Annotated in this window: 18 protein-coding genes and 1 riboswitch; of the genes, 8 read left to right on the forward strand and 10 right to left on the reverse strand. The window is 42.9% G+C overall.

Features of this window, described 5'->3' with window-relative positions; genetic code table 11:
* Positions 1 to 324: 324 nt before the first annotated feature.
* Positions 325 to 1,515: an RNA-guided endonuclease InsQ/TnpB family protein gene (locus ACSVDJ_RS04145; RefSeq protein WP_439170210.1), complete on the forward strand. Its 1,191-nt coding sequence runs from the start codon at positions 325 to 327 to the stop codon at positions 1,513 to 1,515.
* 242 nt (positions 1,516 to 1,757) lie between these two features.
* Here ACSVDJ_RS04145 and ACSVDJ_RS04150 read toward each other — a convergent pair whose 3' ends face one another.
* Entirely contained in the window at positions 1,758 to 2,321 is a 564-nt protein-coding gene (locus ACSVDJ_RS04150; RefSeq protein WP_439170211.1) for a beta-class carbonic anhydrase, read from the reverse strand.
* Positions 2,322 to 2,394: 73 nt separating this feature from the next.
* On the reverse strand, positions 2,395 to 2,715 hold the full coding sequence (locus ACSVDJ_RS04155) for a thioredoxin family protein (protein ID WP_439170212.1): 321 nt from the start codon (positions 2,713 to 2,715) through the stop codon (positions 2,395 to 2,397).
* A 97-nt stretch (positions 2,716 to 2,812) separates the two neighbouring features.
* On the opposite strand from ACSVDJ_RS04155, the gene queF reads away from it, so the two are divergent.
* The gene (gene queF, locus ACSVDJ_RS04160; protein ID WP_094834220.1) at positions 2,813 to 3,310 is read left to right on the forward strand and encodes a preQ(1) synthase; all 498 of its coding nucleotides are present in this window, start codon (positions 2,813 to 2,815) and stop codon (positions 3,308 to 3,310) included.
* A 147-nt stretch (positions 3,311 to 3,457) separates the two neighbouring features.
* Here queF and ACSVDJ_RS04165 read toward each other — a convergent pair whose 3' ends face one another.
* Positions 3,458 to 3,658 carry a cold-shock protein gene (locus ACSVDJ_RS04165; RefSeq protein ID WP_094834219.1) on the reverse strand — a complete coding sequence of 67 codons (201 nt, stop codon included), beginning with the start codon at positions 3,656 to 3,658 and terminating at the stop codon, positions 3,458 to 3,460.
* 290 nt (positions 3,659 to 3,948) lie between these two features.
* Between ACSVDJ_RS04165 and ACSVDJ_RS04170 the strand changes: the two genes are divergently transcribed.
* On the forward strand, positions 3,949 to 4,587 hold the full coding sequence (locus ACSVDJ_RS04170) for a pentapeptide repeat-containing protein (protein ID WP_439170213.1): 639 nt from the start codon (positions 3,949 to 3,951) through the stop codon (positions 4,585 to 4,587).
* Between the two features lie 92 nt (positions 4,588 to 4,679).
* Here the strand turns inward: ACSVDJ_RS04170 and ACSVDJ_RS04175 are convergent, their stop codons facing one another.
* From ACSVDJ_RS04175 to ACSVDJ_RS04185, 3 genes are all read right to left on the reverse strand, one after another.
* Positions 4,680 to 4,850: a hypothetical protein gene (locus tag ACSVDJ_RS04175; protein ID WP_439170214.1), complete on the reverse strand. Its 171-nt coding sequence runs from the start codon at positions 4,848 to 4,850 to the stop codon at positions 4,680 to 4,682.
* A gap of 420 nt (positions 4,851 to 5,270) precedes the next feature.
* A complete protein-coding gene (gene metH, locus ACSVDJ_RS04180; protein ID WP_439170215.1) occupies positions 5,271 to 8,714 on the reverse strand; it encodes a methionine synthase in 3,444 nt (1,147 codons plus the stop codon).
* A complete protein-coding gene (locus tag ACSVDJ_RS04185) occupies positions 8,692 to 10,557 on the reverse strand; it encodes a bifunctional homocysteine S-methyltransferase/methylenetetrahydrofolate reductase (protein WP_439170216.1) in 1,866 nt (621 codons plus the stop codon). Before ACSVDJ_RS04185 ends, metH begins: the two co-directional genes overlap by 23 nt.
* A 75-nt stretch (positions 10,558 to 10,632) precedes the next feature.
* Positions 10,633 to 10,743, reverse strand: a riboswitch (SAM riboswitch).
* Between the two features lie 217 nt (positions 10,744 to 10,960).
* Between ACSVDJ_RS04185 and ACSVDJ_RS04190 the strand changes: the two genes are divergently transcribed.
* From ACSVDJ_RS04190 to ACSVDJ_RS04200, 3 genes are all read left to right on the forward strand, one after another.
* Entirely contained in the window at positions 10,961 to 11,863 is a 903-nt protein-coding gene (locus ACSVDJ_RS04190; protein ID WP_439170217.1) for an EamA family transporter, read from the forward strand.
* Positions 11,864 to 11,964: 101 nt separating this feature from the next.
* Positions 11,965 to 12,384: a PaaI family thioesterase gene (locus ACSVDJ_RS04195; RefSeq protein ID WP_439170218.1), complete on the forward strand. Its 420-nt coding sequence runs from the start codon at positions 11,965 to 11,967 to the stop codon at positions 12,382 to 12,384.
* 53 nt (positions 12,385 to 12,437) lie between these two features.
* Complete coding sequence (locus ACSVDJ_RS04200) at positions 12,438 to 13,520, forward strand: nitric oxide synthase oxygenase (protein ID WP_439170219.1); 1,083 nt, start codon at positions 12,438 to 12,440, stop codon at positions 13,518 to 13,520.
* Positions 13,521 to 13,572: 52 nt separating this feature from the next.
* Here ACSVDJ_RS04200 and mreBH read toward each other — a convergent pair whose 3' ends face one another.
* On the reverse strand, positions 13,573 to 14,580 hold the full coding sequence (mreBH, locus tag ACSVDJ_RS04205; RefSeq protein WP_439170220.1) for a rod-share determining protein MreBH: 1,008 nt from the start codon (positions 14,578 to 14,580) through the stop codon (positions 13,573 to 13,575).
* Between the two features lie 358 nt (positions 14,581 to 14,938).
* Entirely contained in the window at positions 14,939 to 15,448 is a 510-nt protein-coding gene (locus tag ACSVDJ_RS04210) for an acyl-CoA thioesterase (protein ID WP_439170221.1), read from the reverse strand.
* A gap of 187 nt (positions 15,449 to 15,635) precedes the next feature.
* On the opposite strand from ACSVDJ_RS04210, the gene argF reads away from it, so the two are divergent.
* Positions 15,636 to 16,586 carry an ornithine carbamoyltransferase gene (argF, locus tag ACSVDJ_RS04215; protein WP_439170222.1) on the forward strand — a complete coding sequence of 317 codons (951 nt, stop codon included), beginning with the start codon at positions 15,636 to 15,638 and terminating at the stop codon, positions 16,584 to 16,586.
* Positions 16,587 to 16,679: 93 nt separating this feature from the next.
* Positions 16,680 to 17,585 (forward strand): glutamate biosynthesis transcriptional regulator GltC, encoded by a 906-nt coding sequence (gltC, locus tag ACSVDJ_RS04220; protein ID WP_439170223.1) that lies wholly within the window; start codon positions 16,680 to 16,682, stop codon positions 17,583 to 17,585.
* Positions 17,586 to 17,637: 52 nt separating this feature from the next.
* Here the strand turns inward: gltC and ACSVDJ_RS04225 are convergent, their stop codons facing one another.
* Together ACSVDJ_RS04225 and ACSVDJ_RS04230 are read right to left on the reverse strand one after the other, a co-directional pair.
* Positions 17,638 to 18,876: an aminopeptidase gene (locus ACSVDJ_RS04225; protein WP_439170224.1), complete on the reverse strand. Its 1,239-nt coding sequence runs from the start codon at positions 18,874 to 18,876 to the stop codon at positions 17,638 to 17,640.
* A 127-nt stretch (positions 18,877 to 19,003) separates the two neighbouring features.
* Positions 19,004 to 19,453: an RrF2 family transcriptional regulator gene (locus ACSVDJ_RS04230; RefSeq protein ID WP_439170225.1), complete on the reverse strand. Its 450-nt coding sequence runs from the start codon at positions 19,451 to 19,453 to the stop codon at positions 19,004 to 19,006.
* Positions 19,454 to 19,614: the final 161 nt, after the last annotated feature.

Here is a 19,614-nt window from a genome sequence, read left to right on the forward strand (position 1 = left end):
ACCAATCGTGCCATTCAGCAAAAAATCTCGCACTCCGCATAAAAAGTGAGTGTGATTCCTCAAAAGAAAGGGGTGTCGAGAAAATAACTTTCTCAACACCCCCTAATTGTATTTAACATAATCCGGGAGAAGCCCTCTTCCTCAAGGAGCGTGAAGGGCACAGACCAGCGAGTAGGGAGGGGATGAATCTCGGTTCGGCACAGCCGAAAAGTGTTTCGTTGAGGACCTCCCGAACTTTGTCGAAAGAAAAAAGGATGGAATTTTCCATTTACTCTTGATAGGAACATACGTTCGTTTTATAATGATGACAAAGGAGGGGATCTCATGTATCGAACGTTGAAAACGGGCTTTAGAGCGCCACAGTCCACGCTTCAACAGTTGTTTCACCTACGTCGGATCTGCGGAACGATTTGGAATGACTGTGTGCAGTTGGCTCGATATTATTACCGGATTCACGGCACATGGATCAACAAAAGTGACCTTCAAGCTGAACTCAAAGGCTTGTATCCTCTTCACAGTCAGACGATCCAAGCGGTGTGCCATAAGTTTTTACGTGCCCGAGAAGGAGTTCGCCAAGCAAGAAAAACAAATAAATCCATCCGGTATCCATACAAAGAAAAGTTCGTGTTCCATCCTAAATGGGTGGACAAATCCTTCGTGTTAGAAGGAAGGAAACTGATACTTAGCTTAGGAAGATGGCAGGGGAAGCAGCAAACACCTCTCGTGTTGACGCTTGCTTCGATTCCGACTGGCGTGATCAAAGAAGTAGAACTCGTCTATGACGGCCGATGGCATGCTTGTTTGTCGTATGAAGACGGCATCGAGCCTGTACCGATTCAAGATGGGCATACAGCTGCGATTGATCCAGGTGAGATTCATACGATTGCCGCCGTTAGTACAAATGGACACGCGCTAGTGATTTCGGGCAGAAAGATGCGTAGCGTTCACCGGTTGCGAAATAAAAAAGTGAGAGAGCTACAAATTCTCATGAGTCGGTGTCAAAAAGGGTCCAGAAAATGGCGCCAATACAATCGAACAAAAAAGTACATTCTCTCCAAAAGCGAACGGCAGCTAGGAGATCTCCTGCACAAGACGACCCGTGCTTTTGTGAACTGGTGCGTGGAACAAAAGGTCGGGCATGTTGCTCTTGGCGATGTGGAAGGCGTCCAGCGGCACACAAGCAAGCGAAACAAAAAACGAAAACGCATCGGCTCCAAACAAGTGAATCAAAAACTAAGCAACTGGAGTTTTGGGAAACTCACGAAACAGTTGGCTTATAAATTAGAGGCGGCTGGCATCTCCTTATCAAAAGAAAACGAAGCCTACACAACGCAAGCATGTCCTGCTTGTGGAAAACGAAATAAAGTCCGTTCACGAAACTATCACTGCTCTTGTGGATATGAACGGCATCGGGATGTCCATGGTGCAGGGAATATTTTATCCCAGTATGTGCACGGGAAGTTTCGAGAAGTGATGCTAACTGACATCACGTATCTACGTCCTGTACAGGCGTAGTAGATGGGTAGAACCGCCCCAGAGAGAGATGACCGTGTCTTCGATTCTCTCCTCTGTTGCTTACGGTGGCAGCAAGCTGTCGAGAGATATCTTGCGTCAAGACCACCGCTTCCGTATGGGAGCGTCAGTCCCTGAGAAAGACGAGGGTGTCGCGTACACCTATGGACATTGTCCAGCTTCTGATGTCAAGGGGATCGACAAGAAACCCCCACCTCAAGTGCGAAGCAATAGGTGGGGGAGGTTCATTTTTTGTATCCATCCACGACTAAATCTAATTTGCCACTTGCTGGGTCAATGACTAGTCCGTGAACAGGAATCTCGTTTTGCATCAATGGATGGTCCTTCACCATATTGACACTATGAGTCACGCTTTCTTCTACACTATTAAAGCCTTCGAGCCAACCATCGACATCAATGCCGGCATGTCTTAATGTGTCAATTGTTTCTTGTTTCACGCCACGCTCGGTCATTGCTACTAAAATATTTTCGCTTTTTAGCGAGCTCATGCCGCAATCGTGATGACCGACAATTAGCACTTCATCTGCTTGTAGCTGGTAAACCGCTACGAGTAAACTGCGCATAATACTTCCGAATGGATGGTTAACGATGGCACCTGCATTGCGGACGATTTTGACGTCCCCATTTTTGAAGTTCATGGCCTTCGTCACCAGCTCGACAAGACGAGTATCCATACAAGTTAAAATTACGACACGCTTATCCGGAAATTTATCCGTTGCAAAGGCTTCATATTGCTTACTTGTTACAAAACTTTCATTATAAGTTAAGATTTCTTCTAATAACGTCATCTCGTCACTCCCCCTTCGTACATCTTCTATTTTACATGAAGATGGCGAAGGTGAGAATTTTTAATTTATTTTTTTATATCAATTCAACAATTTTTTTGATTGAATGGTCGAGCTCTCCCATTGGAATGAAGCGGGCTTTACGGAACATTTCTTTTCCTTCCACAAAGAAAATAATGACAGGAATCGTGAAGATAGAATATTCCCCGGCAATTTCAGGTACATCGTCGGCGTTGATGTGTAGTAATTTCACTTGTGGATAGTTCGTTAATAGCTCCTTAACTTGTGGTAACACCGCGTGACAAACCGAACAATTCGGTCGTGAAATATAAAGTAAAGTGAGTGGATGCTCTTTTAACCTTTCATGAAGGGTAGAGAGTAATGAAATTTTTTCCAAGGAGATAACCTCCCTTTTTTATTTAATTATACTATCAGGGGTATGTTAGAGCAAGAGCGATGGCTTTATAATACGAGTAGACAAGGAGGAGTTTTATATGGCAGGAAGAAAAGAAGACGAATTACAAGACATCACCCTTTTAGGAAATCAAGGGACCACATATAAATTTGCGTACGATCCATCGATTCTTGAAACATTCGATAACAAGCACCAAAATCGCGACTACTTCGTGAAGTTCAATTGTCCGGAGTTCACAAGTCTATGTCCAATGACCGGACAACCGGATTTTGCGACAATTTATATCAGCTACATTCCAGACGTGAAAATGGTAGAAAGTAAAGCATTAAAGCTCTATTTATTTAGCTTCCGCAATCATGGCGACTTTCATGAGGACTGCATGAACATCATTATGAATGATCTCATTGAATTAATGAACCCACGCTACATCGAAGTTTGGGGCAAATTCACGCCACGTGGCGGGATTTCCATTGACCCGTACACAAACTGGGGCCGTCCAGGAACGAAATATGAGCAAATGGCCGAATACCGCATGATGAATCATGACTTGTATCCGGAGAAGATTGACAATCGATAAAAATGATGAGTGATGGTACTATGCTACACTAACCTTACTATTACTTGTTTTGATATGCCCTATTCATTTGTGAGTAGGGCTTTTTATTGTTCTATGAAAACTAAAAAACAGACTCTATGTGTAGAGTCTGTTTATATATGGTAGCAATTATGCTTTTTGAACGTTAGTCGCTTGTAATCCACGTTGACCTTGTTCGATATCAAATGTTACAGCTTGACCTTCGTCTAAAGATTTGTAGCCTTCACCTTGGATAGCTGAGAAGTGAACGAATACATCGTCTCCGCCTTCACGTTCGATGAATCCAAAACCTTTTTCTGCATTAAACCATTTCACTTTACCTTGTTCCATTATTGTTTCCTCCTCGTGTGCTTGTACACACATTTTGTTACTATCCTTGCTCTCAAATCTTCCAGACGGAAAGTTGTAACACTTATCAATCTTTACTGAACAAAAATAATTCCTCTTAAACATAGCACACAATGTTATACAATACAAGGAGAAGCCAAATTTTGTTTTTTATACTGAATGATTGTACGAGATGATCAAGTTCATTCTTCTTGTCTTTCACAAGAAAAAGAGTACACTAAACTCCAAAAGCGAAATAACAATTGATTGTTTTTAGGAAAGTAGGCGGTAGAATGACAAACCTGTTTAAAATCCAACAACCGAAGATCCCACAAAATTTAACTTCAGTTGAGTTTGATGATTTAAAAGAAGAGCAATATTTGAAGAAATGCGTCATTCGTGATTGCTCCATTGTCGGGGAAGAGATTGAGCGAATCCAATTTGATCAAGTCGTTTTTGAAAATGTTGCTTTCATTGATGTGAATTTTCGATTTGTTGAATTGGTCGATGTTATTTTTGATAAATGTGATTTGTCCAATACGGAATTTTGCAATGGAAGCCTCCATCGCGTCGAGTTTAAAAATTCTAAACTATTGGGCTTGAATTTGGCGGATGCGGTGTTGCGTAATGTTGTGTTTGAAGAGTGTCAGGCAAAATTAGCTTCATTTGGTTATGCAAAACTGAAGCAGGTGAAGTTTCAGCAATGTGCCGTTCAAAGTGGGGATTTTTATGAGTGTCAGTTGGATAAAGTCGAGTTTGATCAATGTAATTTAGATGAAGCTAACTTTGAAGGTACATCACTTAGTGGGATCGACCTTAGTAGCTGTGAATTTCACGAACTTAAGGTGTCAGCAGAAAAGTTGGCAGGATGCATAGTGTCCGAAGAACAGGCTATCGCTTTTTCTCGATTATTGGGCTTGAATATTAAATAAAGAAAGTGCTAGCAAGGTCGAAGAAACGAGTGGAAAGTGGAAGAAAGTGCTGGTAAGGTCGAAGAAAGCCACGCCCCCTCTAAAAAGCTACTTTACAAATTTTCGTTTTGCTGCCCAATTTCTTTGCTAGCTAGGATTTCATTGGCATCTTTTAAATTTTCGTATTCATCCACTGAGCCACCGAGCGATTTTTTGACATCAGAATGAATCGTAATTTGTGGATCGGGTGAAATTGATTCAGTTCGTTTCATTTTTTTCTTCATCTCATCATCTCCTTAATGGTAGTGTGAGCTGAAGTGTTGTAATTATGCAAAAAAAGCAGACGCTTTTGTCTGCTTTTTTGCTTGTCTTGGCTGAATAAGTGCCTTCCGCTTTTCGTGTTGTCCAGCTCCAGGTGCTAGCGACTAGTGTACTTCCACGATCCTCCTTGCGATAAGTCAACATCGATTCACTGGCGTTCACCGTGTTTCCTTTATCTCGATCGGCTCGTTCCAGTCCATACGTCGCTGAACAGCACCTTCCGCTTTTCGTTATTGTCTAGCTCCAGGCGCTAGCGACTAGTGTACTTCCGCCCTCCTCCTTGCGATAAGTCAACATCGGTTCACTGACGTTCACCGTGTTTCCTTTATCTCGATCGGCTCGTTCCAGTCCATACGTCGCTAAACAGCGCCTTTCGCTTTTCGTTACTCCACATTAAAATATCTTGCGTCTGGGTGGGCGAATACGATGGCGGATACGCTTGCTTCGGGTTCCATCATGTAGCCTTCGGTGAGGCGAACGCCGATGTCTTCTGGCTGCAATAGTTTAAATAGTTTTGTTTGGTCTTCGAGGTTCGGGCACGCCGGATAGCCGAAAGAGAAGCGCTGACCTTGGTATTTGGCGGCGAAGCGTTCTCTCATCGTGAAGTCGACGGGATCTGGGAAGCCCCATTGGTCGCGTATTTCTTGGTGAATGCGCTCAGCAAAGCCTTCCGCAAGTTCTAACGCTGTAGATTGGATCGCATGGCTTTGCAGAAATTCGCCTTTTTCTTTAAATTTGGCGGCTTGGTCGCGAACACCGAAGCCAGCTGTGACGACGAACAAACCAACGTAATCGATTTCGCCGCTGTCAACCGGTTTTAAATAATCGGCTAGGCAAAGGAATGGCTCTTTTTGTTGCCGTGGAAAGGTGAAGCGTTCGATTTCTGTTTTAGCATCGGCTGGGTGATAAATGATCACATCGTCCCCATCGGATTGCGCTGGGAAAAATTGATAGACGCTCGCAGTTTTTAACAGGTCATCTTGTAAAAACCCATCGACGGTTTCTTTTAGTAGAATCGCGCGCTCATCTTTTTCAGCGAGCAACTTTTCGACTTTGCCTTTTAAGCCAAGGTGGTGACCGATTAATGTTTGCATATTAATATACGGTTTTAAGTGAGCCACTGGATAATCTCGCTGAATGTGCTTGCGCAAATCGCGCGGTGTCCAGACAGGAACATCTTGTCGCACCGTTTTTTTCGGTTTTTCTAATACAGCAACTGCCGGCTTTGCTGTTTCACGGTACGCTTCAATTTCTTTTCGTTTTTCCTGTTTTTCCGCTAGTTCATTTAATAGCTGTGATTTTTCCTCTTCGTTTTGTAGGCGACTAGCAATCGACAGTCCATCCATCGCATCTTTTGCGTATAAAACAGGGCCGGTGTATTCCGGCGAAATTTTTGTCTCGGTGAAGCGACGAGAGAGGGCGGCACCTCCGACTAAAATTGGCACATCGATGCTAGCTGCTTTCATATCCTGAGCGGTCAACACCATTTGCTGGGCTGATTTGACGAGCAATCCAGACAGACCGACCATATCGGGATTTTCCTTTTTAATCGCTTCAATTAATTCTGACGGTGTGACTTTAATGCCAAGGTCAACTACTTTAAAGCCGTTATTGCTTAAAATAATGTCCACTAAGTTTTTTCCAATGTCGTGCACATCGCCTTTGACGGTGGCGAGGACGACTTTGCCTTTACCGTTGTCATTTTCTTTTTTCTCCATATACGGTTCTAAAAAGGCGACGGCTGCTTTCATCACTTCAGCACTTTGCAATACTTCGGCGACGATTAATTGGTTGTCATTAAATAGCCGACCTACCTCCGCCATTCCTTCCATCAATGGACCATTAATAATATTAAGTGGAGTGTCATACATACCGAGTGCTGATTCCAAGTCAGGGATTAATCCTTCTTTCGTTCCCTCAACAACGTAATAAGCAAGCCGTTCCGGTACCGTTTTCGGAATATCTTCTTCTTTCTTCTCCCTTTTCTTATCACGGTAAAAATCGGTGAAAGCCGCTAACGTGTCATCATTCGTATGAAATAATAGCTTTTCCGCCAGTTCGATTTCGTCTTGTGGAATCGAGGCGAAGCGTTCTAGCTTTTCCGTATTGACAATCGCGTAATCGAGACCGGCCTGCGTACAGTGATATAAGTACACCGCATTTAACACTTCACGACCGACAGGAGGGAGGCCGAAAGACACGTTGCTTACACCGAGGACGGTTAATGCTTTTGGTAGCTTTTCTTTAATTAACCGAATGCCTTCAATCGTTTCTTCTGCGGAACCGATGTATTGCTCATCACCAGTGCCAACAGGGAAGACAAGCGGGTCAAAAATAATATCTTCAGGAGCGATTCCCCATTTATTGACGAGTAAATCATACGAGCGAATAGCGACTTCTAATTTTCGGTCGCGAGATACGGCCATGCCGACTTCATCAATCGTACCGACGACAATCGCCGCTCCATACTTTTTGACGAGCGGTAAGACTGCTTCAAATCGTTCTTCACCGTCTTCTAAGTTAATTGAGTTAATGATCGCTTTTCCTTGTGAATATTTCAGTGCTTTTTCAATCACTTTTTCATCGGTCGAATCAATGACGAGTGGTACTTTGACTTTTTTCACGACCTCTTGCATGAAGTTTTCCATATCCTCAAGCTCATCGCGATCAGGATTGGCTAGACAAATATCAATGACGTGAGCACCGCCTTTGACTTGAGCGCGGGCGATTTCCGCTGCTTCTTCAAATTTACCTTCGATGATCAGGCGTTTAAATTTGCGTGAGCCAATTACATTCGTTCGTTCTCCGATAAATAATGGTCTCATTGTGTCATCGTATAAAAGCGGCTCAATCCCTGAGACGGCATGGTCATGGGGCTGTTCTGGACGCGGGCGAGGAGGGAGGTCCTTGACCGCTTCCTTCATCGCTCGAATATGGTCAGGTGTTGTGCCACAGCAGCCGCCGACGATATTGAGCCAGCCTTTTTCCGCGAAACCCTTTAATTTTTGCGCTAAAGAGTCTGGAGATTCATGATAACAGCCTTCTTCATCTGGAAGCCCGGCATTTGGATAACAGCTCACAAAGCTTTTGGACAAAGCGGAAAGGGAGCGGATATGATCGGTCATAAATTCTGGTCCAGTCGCACAGTTTAAGCCGACAGAGAGCGGATTCATATGCTCGATCGAAATATAGAATGCTTCAATATTTTGCCCGGCTAGTGTTGTTCCCATCGGCTCGATTGTGCCGGAAATCATGATCGGGAGTGTTTTTCCGGTCTTTTCAAACGCCCGTTGAATCCCGAGTGTTCCCGCTTTGACGTTGAGCATATCTTGACTCGTTTCCATTAAAATTAAATCGGCACCGCCATCAATTAACGCCGTCGCTTGTAGCTCGAAATCTTTACTCAAAGTTTCAAAGTCGATGCCACCTGTGACAGACAATGTCTTCGTTGTAGGTCCAATCGCTCCAGCAACGAAGCGCGGGTGCTCAGGTGTTGAAAAATCATCGGCGCATCGGCGAGCAATTTCTGCGGCACGTCGATTGATTTCATACATGTGCTCCCCGAGGTCGTATTCATTTAACACAAGCTCTGTCCCGCCAAAGGAATTCGTTTCGATAATATCAGTACCGGCTTCAAGGTAAGCTCGATGAATGCGATCAATCACATCGGGGGCGGTCATGTTTAAATATTCATTGCAGCCATCATATTGTTCGCCACCGAAGTCTTCGGCGGTTAAATCGGCTTGCTGAAGCATCGTTCCCATGGCCCCATCAATGATAAGTATGCGTTTTTCTAGTTCTTGTTCAATTGGATGTCGGTTGGACATGAGTGATCCCTCTTTCGTTTGTTTTTCCATCGAGCTGTTGAATATATTGGATGAGCTGAATCGACATTTCGTATCGCAAGAACGGTGTGATTAAATAAATACCGTTAAATAGCTCTGCTGCTGTGTCAATGAGCTCTTTTGCGATGTTGACGCCTTCACGAGTGGAAGATTCTCGATCTCCTTCGCAAGCTTTCATTCTTTTCAACGTTTCATCCGACAATTTAATACCAGGCACTTCATGATGGAGAAATTCAGCATTTCTTGAATTTGTTAAAGGCATAATGCCGATAAAAATCGGCGTTGGCAAATGTTTCGTTGCTTCGTACACCTCGATGATTTTTCCCTTTGTAAACACCGGCTGGGTAATAAAATAATCGGCTCCGCATTCGATTTTTTTCTCTAATCGCTTCACTGCGCGGTCAAGCACACGCACATTTGGATTAAAGGCAGCGGCGACGGAAAAATTAGCTTTCTGTTTAAATGGCTTTCCGGAAAAAGAGATGCCTTCATTCATTCGCTTAATTAATTGAATCAGTTCTAAGCTGGATACGTCATAGACCGAAGTCGCGCCGGGGAAGTCGCCAATTTTTGTCGGGTCGCCCGTGATCGCTAGTACATCATGCAAGCCTAGTGCGTGTAAGCCCATTAAATGTGATTGCAGCCCGATCAAATTACGATCGCGGCATGTAATGTGGACGAGCGGCCGAATATGATGATTCATTTTCAATAAAGATGCGATCGCAAGGTTGCTGACTCGCGGGGAAGCGAGCGAGTTATCGGCCATCGTAACCGCAGCGATGCCTGTTTCGTGCAACGCTTTTGCCCCTTCGATATAAGCATTGGTATCTAGCTGTTTCGGTGTATCTAGTTCAACGATAATCGTTCGTTCCGTTTTCACTTTTTCATGCAGGCGTGGAAGAGACGGAACGGCCGTTTCTGCAATGATAATCGGTTGTTTTGTTTTCACTTTTTTTTTGGTGATCGGCGGGAGAGAGGCTAACGCTTTTTTCGTCGCTTCAATATGCTTTGGCGTCGTTCCACAGCAGCCACCGATTAAGCGAACCCCTTCGTTGCGTAGCTTGACAGCCGCTTGCCCGAAGTAATCGGCTTCTGATTCATAGACGATTCGCCCGTCCTCGACATCTAGTAGACTGGCATTTGGATAGGCCGATAGGAAGGCTTTTTCCGGCAAGGCCACTTCTTCTAACGCTTGAATCGTATGGTGAGGACCGAGTCGGCAGTTCACTCCAACGACGTCCGCTCCTAATCCTTCGAGATGATGAAGTGCTTGATTTAACGCCATCCCGTTTTGAAGTACACCTGGCTCATGCATCGACACTTGGGCGATGAGTGGGAGGTCAGTCAGACGACGAACCATTTTTAACACGGTTGTTAATTCATCAAAATCATAATACGTTTCAAACAGGAGGCCATCTGGCTGTTCGGATAAAAGACTGTCCGCTTGCTCACGAATTGCCGCTTCAATTTCTGTTAATGTCACGCTATTTTTTCTCATCCCACGGATGCCGCCAATCGTTCCTAACACGAAGCGATCATGTGGGGATGCCGCTTTTTTCGCAATTTGCATCGAAGCTTTGTTGAATTGTTGTACGCGATGCTCCAAGCCGTAGCGCGCTAGTTTATAGGCATTGGCCCCGTAGGAGTTCGTTTGAATGATATCCGCTCCTGCTTTAATATACTCAAGGTGAATTTGTTCAATCACTTCTCGTTTTTCCACATTTAATTCTTCATAGCAAAAATCAATTCCATATGAATAAAGTAATGTCCCCATCGCTCCGTCCGCCGTTAGCACCTCGTGTTTCAATCGATCTAAAAAGCTCATTTTCTTCACCCTCTCTAAAATAAAAAACACCTTCTTAAAAAATAAGAAGGTGTTGTCATTAGCGATCGCTATTCCTTCTTATCTGTCAAACGAGTACAGTCGTTTGCTGGAGTTAGCACCGGGCCGATCATCGGCTGGTTGCTGAAGCGTCCTAGGGCCAGTACCCTCGGCTTCTCTTGATAAGAAAACGTTATTTAATTGATAGAAACATCATAGCGGTTGTGAAGGAAAGAGTCAAGAGAATATTTAGAATATTTGTTTAATTTTTATTGAAAAATAGCGTGTAAAATGGGAAATTTCTGAGTTTTAGGAATTTGAGTAATCCCATTGATGAACGTGAATTAGAGGACTATACTTGCATTAATTTGACATTCGGATCGATCAATTGGAGGAGGCAAAGAAGTTGAGTCAGCTTCGTTATTCTTTATTCGTATTGTTAGGCGCTTGTAGCTATGGCTTGCATTCATCGGTAGTTAAACTGACGACAAATGCTGGTTATCAGGCAGAACAGGCGACGGGTGCTCAATATTTTTTGGGATTGCTGTTATTATTCGTGATTGTGTTGTTTACGAAACGAGTGAAGTTAAATATGAAACAGCTAGGCTCGTTGTTGGGAGTTGGAATTTTATTAAGCTTAACCGGCGTGTTTTATGCGACGAGTATTGAACAGTTATCTGCTTCGATGGCGATTGTGCTACTGTTTCAATTTACTTGGATCGGGATTGTGATAGAGGCGATTTATTTAAGAACTTGGCCATCTAATTTAAAGTTAATTTCGATCGTCTTTCTTTGGGGAGGTACATTGTTAGCAGGAGGTCTTCTATCTGATCAAATCGATTGGATGAACCAGACGAAAGGGCTTGTGTTCGGCTTTTTAGCAGCGATTACGTTCGCTTTATTTATTTTCTTTAGTGGAAAAGCGGGAAAAGGTGTACCGACGATTCAAAGAAGTTTAGTGATTACAGTTGGGGGATTTGTGACGGTATTATTCTTTGTACCGCCTACCTTTATTGTGGATGGGACGCTCACAGGCGGGTTATGGGCATATGGTTTACTCTCCGCGCTGTTCGGGGTCATCCTACCAGTGATTCTCTTTGCGATTGGGACCCCACATATCGATTCTGGAACGGCAACAATTGTTGGAGCGGCGGAATTACCGGCGGCTATTTTATCAGCGATGGTAATTCTTGGTGAACAGATCACGCCGGAGCAGACAACCGGGGTTTTATTGATTTTAATCGGAATTGCTGTTCCACAGTGGCGTTCCAGAAAAATGGCGCGTCCGAAGAAAGTGTATACGAATTAAGGCTATCTTGCTTATGTAAGGTAGCTTTTTCTTATCTTTGCAGGTTTTTCGATGGGATTCAAGAATTAAAAAGGTAGGAACGAAGAAAGGATGGAGAGAGCATGACGACAACATTACAGTTTATTAAAGAGGATTTCGAGAACAACGTATTTTTTCAGCATATTGGCTTTGAAGTGGTTGAGTTTACAGACGATCGGGTGAAAATTAAGCTGAATATTAAAGATGTATTATTGAATACGAATGGCACGTTGCATGGAGGGGTGTATGCGACGATGCTTGATTTCATTCAAGGGATGCTGCTTCGGGCGGTCACAAAAGAAAAATGTGTAACGACTAATTTAACGACGCATTTTCTCGCTAGTGTATCTTCAGGTGAAATATTTGCGGAAGCAACGATCCTTCAGCAAGGCTACAAAATTGCATTTATTGAAGGCGAAATCACCGATGCGGATGGACGGTTGCTTGGCAAAGGAACAGGGACGTTTAAGATCATCCGAGAGCAATTGCCGCAAGATTGTTAAAGAAAAAAATGATATACTTTCGGTAAAAGCAATCTATTGAAGGTGGAGCATGAATGAATAGGCAACTTTGGAACGAGGCGAGGGCCTTTATTGAACAATGTTACCGAGAGTTAAATAAGTCAGAAGTGGAACGAACGAAACGTTTGCAAGAGATTCAGGAGCAAATCGAAACGACTGGAAGCTATAGTCATACATATGAAGAGTTAGTGCATGGAGCGCGAATGGCTTGGCGCAATAGCAATCGTTGTATTGGTCGCTTGTTTTGGCAAACGCTACATGTATTTGATGCAAGGGAAGCACGTACGGCAGAGGACGTGTTCACAGCACTTGAGCAGCATGTTGCTTATGCCACAAATGATGGGAAAATTCGCCCGACCATTACGGTATTTCCGCCGACTGTGCCGAATCGAGACGAGGTGCGGCTTTGGAATCATCAATTAATTCGTTATGCTGGCTATGAGGCAGAGGTGGGGACTGTTGGTGATCCTTCGTCAGTAGAATTTACGAAACACTGTGAGAAACTGGGCTGGCGCGGAGCAGGCACCGACTTTGATTTATTACCATGGGTCGTACAAATCGGTAACGAGTCCCCGCAGTGGAAGCAAGCCCCTAGTCATTTGATGAAGGAAGTGGAACTCGTTCACCCAGAGTTTCCATGGTTTCGTGAACTCGGTTTGAAATGGTATGCGGTGCCCATTATTTCTGATATGAAATTAGAAATTGGCGGTTTAGAATACAAGTCTGCGCCATTTAATGGTTGGTACATGGGAACGGAAATTGGTGCGCGTAACTTGGCGGATGAATTTCGATATAATTTGCTTCCAGTGATTGCCGAACGAATGGAGTTAAATACGAGCAAAGCCTCTACACTTTGGAAAGATCGTGCACTGATTGAATTAAATGCGGCGGTGCTACATTCTTTTAAAGAAGCGGGCGTTAGTATTGTCGATCATCACACAGCAGCCCAGCAATTTAAAATTTTTGAACAAAATGAAGGGCAAGAAGGGCGAGCCTTAACGGGAGATTGGACATGGCTCATTCCACCGATTTCACCGGCTGCTACTCACGTTTTTCACCAACCGTATGATGATACGATTCACACACCGAATTATTTTTATCAAGATAAACCGTATTAATTTGTGCGGAAGACAAAAGGCTGACCCGATGAAGGTCAGCCTTAGTTTGTCTTTAGCTTTTCACTTTTTGTAACATCTTTAACACGTGCAAAGAGCGGCCGGTTCCAATTGCCACTGATTCTAACGGAGTGGGGGCAACATGAACGGGGACGAGGATTTCTTTACTGACCCACTCCTGCATTCCTTTTATTAAAGCACCGCCACCACTTAATACAATTCCTCTATCAACGATATCTCCGCTTAGCTCGGGAGGAGAAGTTTCTAATGTTGTCCGAATCGTTTCTAAAATGGTCAGTAACGATTCTTTGATCGCTTTTTGAATTTCATATGAACTGACTTCAATCGTTTTTGGTAAGCCAGTCAACAGATCACGCCCGCGAACTTCCATCTTTTGTTCCACATGCTCAATTAAGGCATGGCCAATCTCCATTTTTATGTTTTCTGCGGTTCGTTCACCGATGAGTAAGTTGTAAGTTTTTTTGACGTATTGGACGATATCTTCATCAAGCTTGTCACCTGCGAGGCGGATGGAATTACAAGACACGATGCCACCATAAGAAATGATCGCAACCTCTGTCGTACCACCGCCAATATCAACAATTAAGTTGGCAATTGGCTCTTCCACCGGTAAGTCCGCTCCGATGGCAGCCGCAACGGGCTCTTCGATTAAATGTACTTCCTTTGCGCCACTACTTTTAATAGCGTCTTCAATCGCTCTTCTCTCTACGGAAGTCGCTCCTGAAGGGACACAAACGACAACAGTCGGTTTTCGCAAGTTTAAGCCAATTTCTTTACTCGCTTTTTGCATTAAGCCTTTAAGCATTTCTGATGTAATATCAAAGTCGGCAATGACGCCATCTTTCATTGGACGAGTAGCAATAATACGACCTGGTGTTTTTCCAATCATCTCTTTCGCATCAGAGCCAACCGCTAACACCTTTTTTGTCTGTTGGTCAATGGCCACAACAGACGGTTCATTAACGATAATCCCCTTATCTTTACTGTAAACTAATAGGTTAGCAGTTCCTAAATCAATCCCAATCTCTGCTTGTCCAAACATCACGCATACCTCCAATATTAACTCCTTTAAGTATGGATCGGAAAAAGGGGTCTGTATAGGGGACAATGTATGGAAAAATAGATATTACAAGTTGATGTGAAATATAACAATTTGATGTTGTAGTCAGGTCAAAGGTCCACACCATTATGGAGAGAAATCCCATGAATCCTGTTGTTAAAAATTAATATTTGTCACAAAATAGCGCCGCCTTTATAGTTTGGCTAGTTGTGTTCGTTTTATGATAGCAGGATAGAAATGCTTAGGAGAAAAGTGTGAGATGGATCGGGGAGGTGGGAGTTCTTCGATAAAAACAGCCGCCTGAAGCATGATTCTTCAGGCGGTTGATGGCATGATTAGCTTATTTTTCTCCATTTGTAAAGAAGTTAGCTAGTTCTTTGCTATATTGTTTACGAGCTTTACGATGTTCAGCACGGTTAGAGGCTGTTTCGTTTAACCATTTTTCTTCTTTTGATTCAGGCACAACTTCAGGAACAGGGACTGGCTTGCCGTTTTCGTCTAAGGCAACGAAGGTTAAGAAGGAGAGAGCGGCAACGGATGATTGCCCTGTTAATAAGTTTTCCGATAACACTTTCACAAATACTTCCATACTAGTCGTTCCCGTGTAAGAAACCATCGCTTCTAATGTGACGGCATCACCGACACGAATCGGTTTCAAAAAGTCTACGGAATCAGTAGAAGCCGTTACTACAGGCTTTCTTGCTAATTTTGTCGCTGTGATCGAAGCAATATCATCAATGTAAGCCATTAATTTTCCACCAAATAGTGTGCCGTGATGATTCGTATCAGGAGGAAGCACGTAGCTTGTTTTTATAGATAATGTATCTTTCATTAATCTTTGTTCTCTCATTGCTGTCACCTCTTCAATTATGTCTACGGATAGTATACATGAAATAGACACAAATCTGTCGTTTTTATAAAAAATGAAAGAATTCTGAAATTATAGTTGTATTTTAATTCTTTTTAATGTATAAATATTAATAAGCTTAAATATATAAATTACGTGAATAACGTTTAAATAGAAAGGTGAGAGATAAATGGGGACTCAAACAGTGAAGACAGGAAATATGTATGGACTAGACTTTTTGAAGTTAATGGATTTTTCTTCTGAAGAGGTAGCGGCACTGATTGAATTAGCAGATGATATGAAAAAAAATAAGGAAAAATATTTCGATAGCTTAAAGGGACAAATTCTTGGAATGATCTTTGAAAAGCATTCGACTCGTACACGGGTTTCTTTCGAAGCGGCAATGCTTCAGCTTGGTGGAAATGCGATGTTTTTAAGCTCCAATGACTTGCAAGTAGGACGCGGTGAAACGATTGAAGATACAGGAAAAGTGTTATCGGGTTATTTAGATGGAATTATGATTCGTACTCATAGCCATTCAAGAATTGAAGCGTTGGCTGAAGCGGCGAGCATTCCTGTCATTAATGGCTTAACGGATTTATACCATCCTTGTCAGGCGTTAGCTGACTTATTAACGGTCTATGAATTTAAAGGTGGTTTTAAAGGAAATAAAATGGTGTATGTAGGAGACGGAAATAATGTGGCTCACTCGCTGATGATTGCGTCTGTAATGGTCGGCATGGATTTCACATTAACGGCACCAAAAGGCTACGAAGCTGATCCTCAAGTCGTACAATTTGCACAAGAAATTAGTGAGCAAACAGGGGCGAAATTAGCATTTATCGAAAATCCGTTAGAAGCTGTACAAGGAGCCGATTTCATCTATACGGACGTCTGGACAAGTATGGGACAGGAGGAGGAAGCGAAAGAACGCTTGCAAGTGTTTGCTCCTTATCAAGTGAACGATGAACTGATGGCGGCGGCAAATCCGGATTGCAAATTCATGCATTGCCTTCCTGCTCATCGCGAAGAGGAAGTATCAGCGAGCGTAATGGATGGCGAGAAGTCCGTTGTTTTTCAGCAAGCAGAGAATCGGATGCACGCTCAAAAAGCGGTACTTTATAGCTTAATGAAAAAATAATAGCAAGTAACCGGGCTGTGAAATGCCCGGTTTTTTTCGTTTTGATGGTACAATAGAAAATAAAAATTAGTGAGCGCTGTAAGAGGTGAGGACATGGAACTTCGTCAAATTAAATACTTTATGGAAGTGGCGAAAGAAGAGCATGTAACAGAAGCAGCTTATCGTTTGCACGTCGCTCAGTCCGCCGTTAGCCGACAGATTGCTAAGCTAGAGGATGAGCTAGGTGTCGAGCTGTTTTTACGCGAGGGGCGGAATGTCAAACTAACGTATGCAGGAAAAATATTTCTACAGCATATCGAATCAGCGATGAATGAGATTGATAAAGCGGTAGCCGCAGTCGATGATTATTTAAATCCAGAAACGGGAAACATCCGACTTGGTTTTCCGAATTCGTTAGCAACAAAGACGTTGCCGCGAGTGATTTCCGCTTTTCGAAATCAATATTCAGATATTGGCTTCGACTTTCATCAAGGCTCTAACAAGGAATTAAAAGAATTAGTTCAAGAAGGAGAGATTGACTTAGCTTTCGTGTCACCAGTACCTGAAAAAACAGCCGACATCGACACGCATGTCTTTTTTTCAGAGCGAATGCGAGTGCTGCTACCGAGACAACATCCGTTAGCCAAACAGGAACAAGTCAATTTAAGAGAGCTAAAAGATGATCAATTTGTCTTATTTCGCACCGGATATGATATGAGAAAACTCGTTCTTGAAGCGTGCCAACAAGTCAACTTTGAACCGCATGTTGGCTTTGAAAGTGAAGATGTTTACACGATTAAAGGGCTTGTCGAAGCGGGTCTTGGAGTGACTTTGCTACCGGAAACCTTGCTCGTAGACCAAACCCCACTTGGGACCGTCAGCCTCCCGATCAGTGTGCCGACGATTGCCCGAACCGTTGGCGTTATTATTACAACAGCAAGAGAGATGCCGCCATCAGAAAAAATGTTTTACCATTTTTTAATCGATTACTATAAGCGCTTGAATCAATTTAGCTTTTAGTTAGAGCAAAAGCCGCTGTCTCTTCAGTAGGGGAGACAGCGGCTTTCTATTGTTAAATTCCTTCCGCCCAGTTACCGTTGCGGAAGATTGGTTCTTTTTGTCCGTCAGCTGTGATGCCGTCGATGTTCATTTGTTCGGAGCCAATCATAAAGTCAACGTGGGTGATACTTGTGTTTAGACCATTCTTTTCGAGCTCTTCTTGAGACATCGTTTTGCCACCTTCAATACAGAAGGCATAGGCGCTGCCGATTGCTAAGTGATTCGAGGCATTTTCATCAAATAACGTGTTGTAAAAAAGAATGTTTGACTCAGAAATCGGAGAGTGATGCGGCACGAGTGCAATTTCTCCAAGATAATGGGAGCCTTCATCTGTTTCTACAAGCTTCTTCAATACCTCTTCGCCTTCTTTAGCTGTCACTTCTGTAATGCGGCCATTTTCAAATGTAACCGTGAATTCATCGATAATGTTGCCGCCGTAGCTTAATGGCTTCGTGCTCGCTACGTGACCGTTGACACCTGTTTTATGAGGAACGGTGAATACTTCTTCTGTTGGCATATTCGCCATAAATTCATGTCCTTTTTCATTGACACTGCCAGCTCCAACCCATAAGTGACCTTCTGGCAGATCAATCGTTAAATCTGTACCCGGTGCTGTGTAATGAAGTGACTTGTAACCTCTGCTATTTAAATAATCTACCTTTGTATGTAGTGCTTGATCATGCTGCTTCCAAGCTTCCACGGGTTGATCAACATCTGCACGTACTGCTTTGAAAATTGCTTCCCATAAAGCTGGAACCTGCTCTTCTTGAGGTAGGTCTGGAAATACCTTTTGCGCCCACGCTGCAGATGGAGAGGCAACGACACACCAGCTCACTTTGTCTGATTGAATGAATTGGCGGTATTTATTTAATGCTTGTCCGCTTGCTTTTTGAGAGTTGGCGATTCGTTCAGATTGCACGCCTTTTAGCAAGTCAGGGCTAGAAGAAATGACAGACATAAAGGCCGCTCCTTCTTCAGCTAACTCTTCAAGCATTTGTGCACGCCATTTAGGGAATTCATGAAACGCTTCATCAGGAGCAAGATCATATTTTAAGCGAGTAACGGCATCATCATTCCATTCTACATGAACGTGCTTCGCGCCCGCTTCGTACGCTTTTTTCACAATTAAGCGTACGAATTCTGTTGAGTCAGTAGAAGTGTTGATGACCAAAGTTTGTCCTGATTGAATATTGACGCCGACTTTAACAGCTAACTCTGCATATTTTTCTAATGTTTGTTGAAAGTTTGTCATATACATTCTCCTCGCAATAGTAGTTTTCATAATTGTACCAATAAACAGATAGATAGCAAATAATTATACTTGTCATAGTAAATGTCGCTATATTCACGAAGGAAGATAAAAAAATCCCGGAGAGTTTTCATGACTCTTCGGGATTTTGCTCGAATAAGCTTCTTAAAATAGCAGGATCACCAGCAACATCTTGTAACGTATATTGATCAAGGACAGAGAGATAGGCTTGCAACGCCTTGACAAGGACATGCTTCAATCCACAAACAGGTGTAACGATGCATTGATTCGCTTCCTTGTTAAAACATTCGACTAAATGAAAATCATCTTCTGTTTGCCGCACGACTTGCCCGATATTAATTTCCTTTGGATGCATCGCCAGTCGAATCCCGCCGCCGCGACCACGAATCGTTTCGATGATCCCCATTTTACCAAGCTCATGCGTAACCTTCATTAAATGATTTTTAGATATTTGATAGGCTTCGGCAATTTCTTTAATATTAGCAAGCTCATTTTGCCCTTTAGAGGATAAATAAATGAGTACACGTAAAGAATAATCAGTGTAAAGCGTTAGTCTCATAAATATTCACCACGAATCTTGTAATATTTCCATTATATCCTACACACGCTATCTTCTCAAAGAAATGTGAACATTTCTTTAAAGATGTATTTTATATATTGCTTTTGTGGTGAGCATCCTGTATAAATAAGATGTATTCAAAATACTACTTTAATGGAGGC

This window comes from Bacillus sp. Hm123 (assembly GCF_051842975.2).
In the GTDB taxonomy this organism is placed as follows: Bacteria; Bacillota; Bacilli; order Bacillales; family Domibacillaceae; genus Bacillus_CE.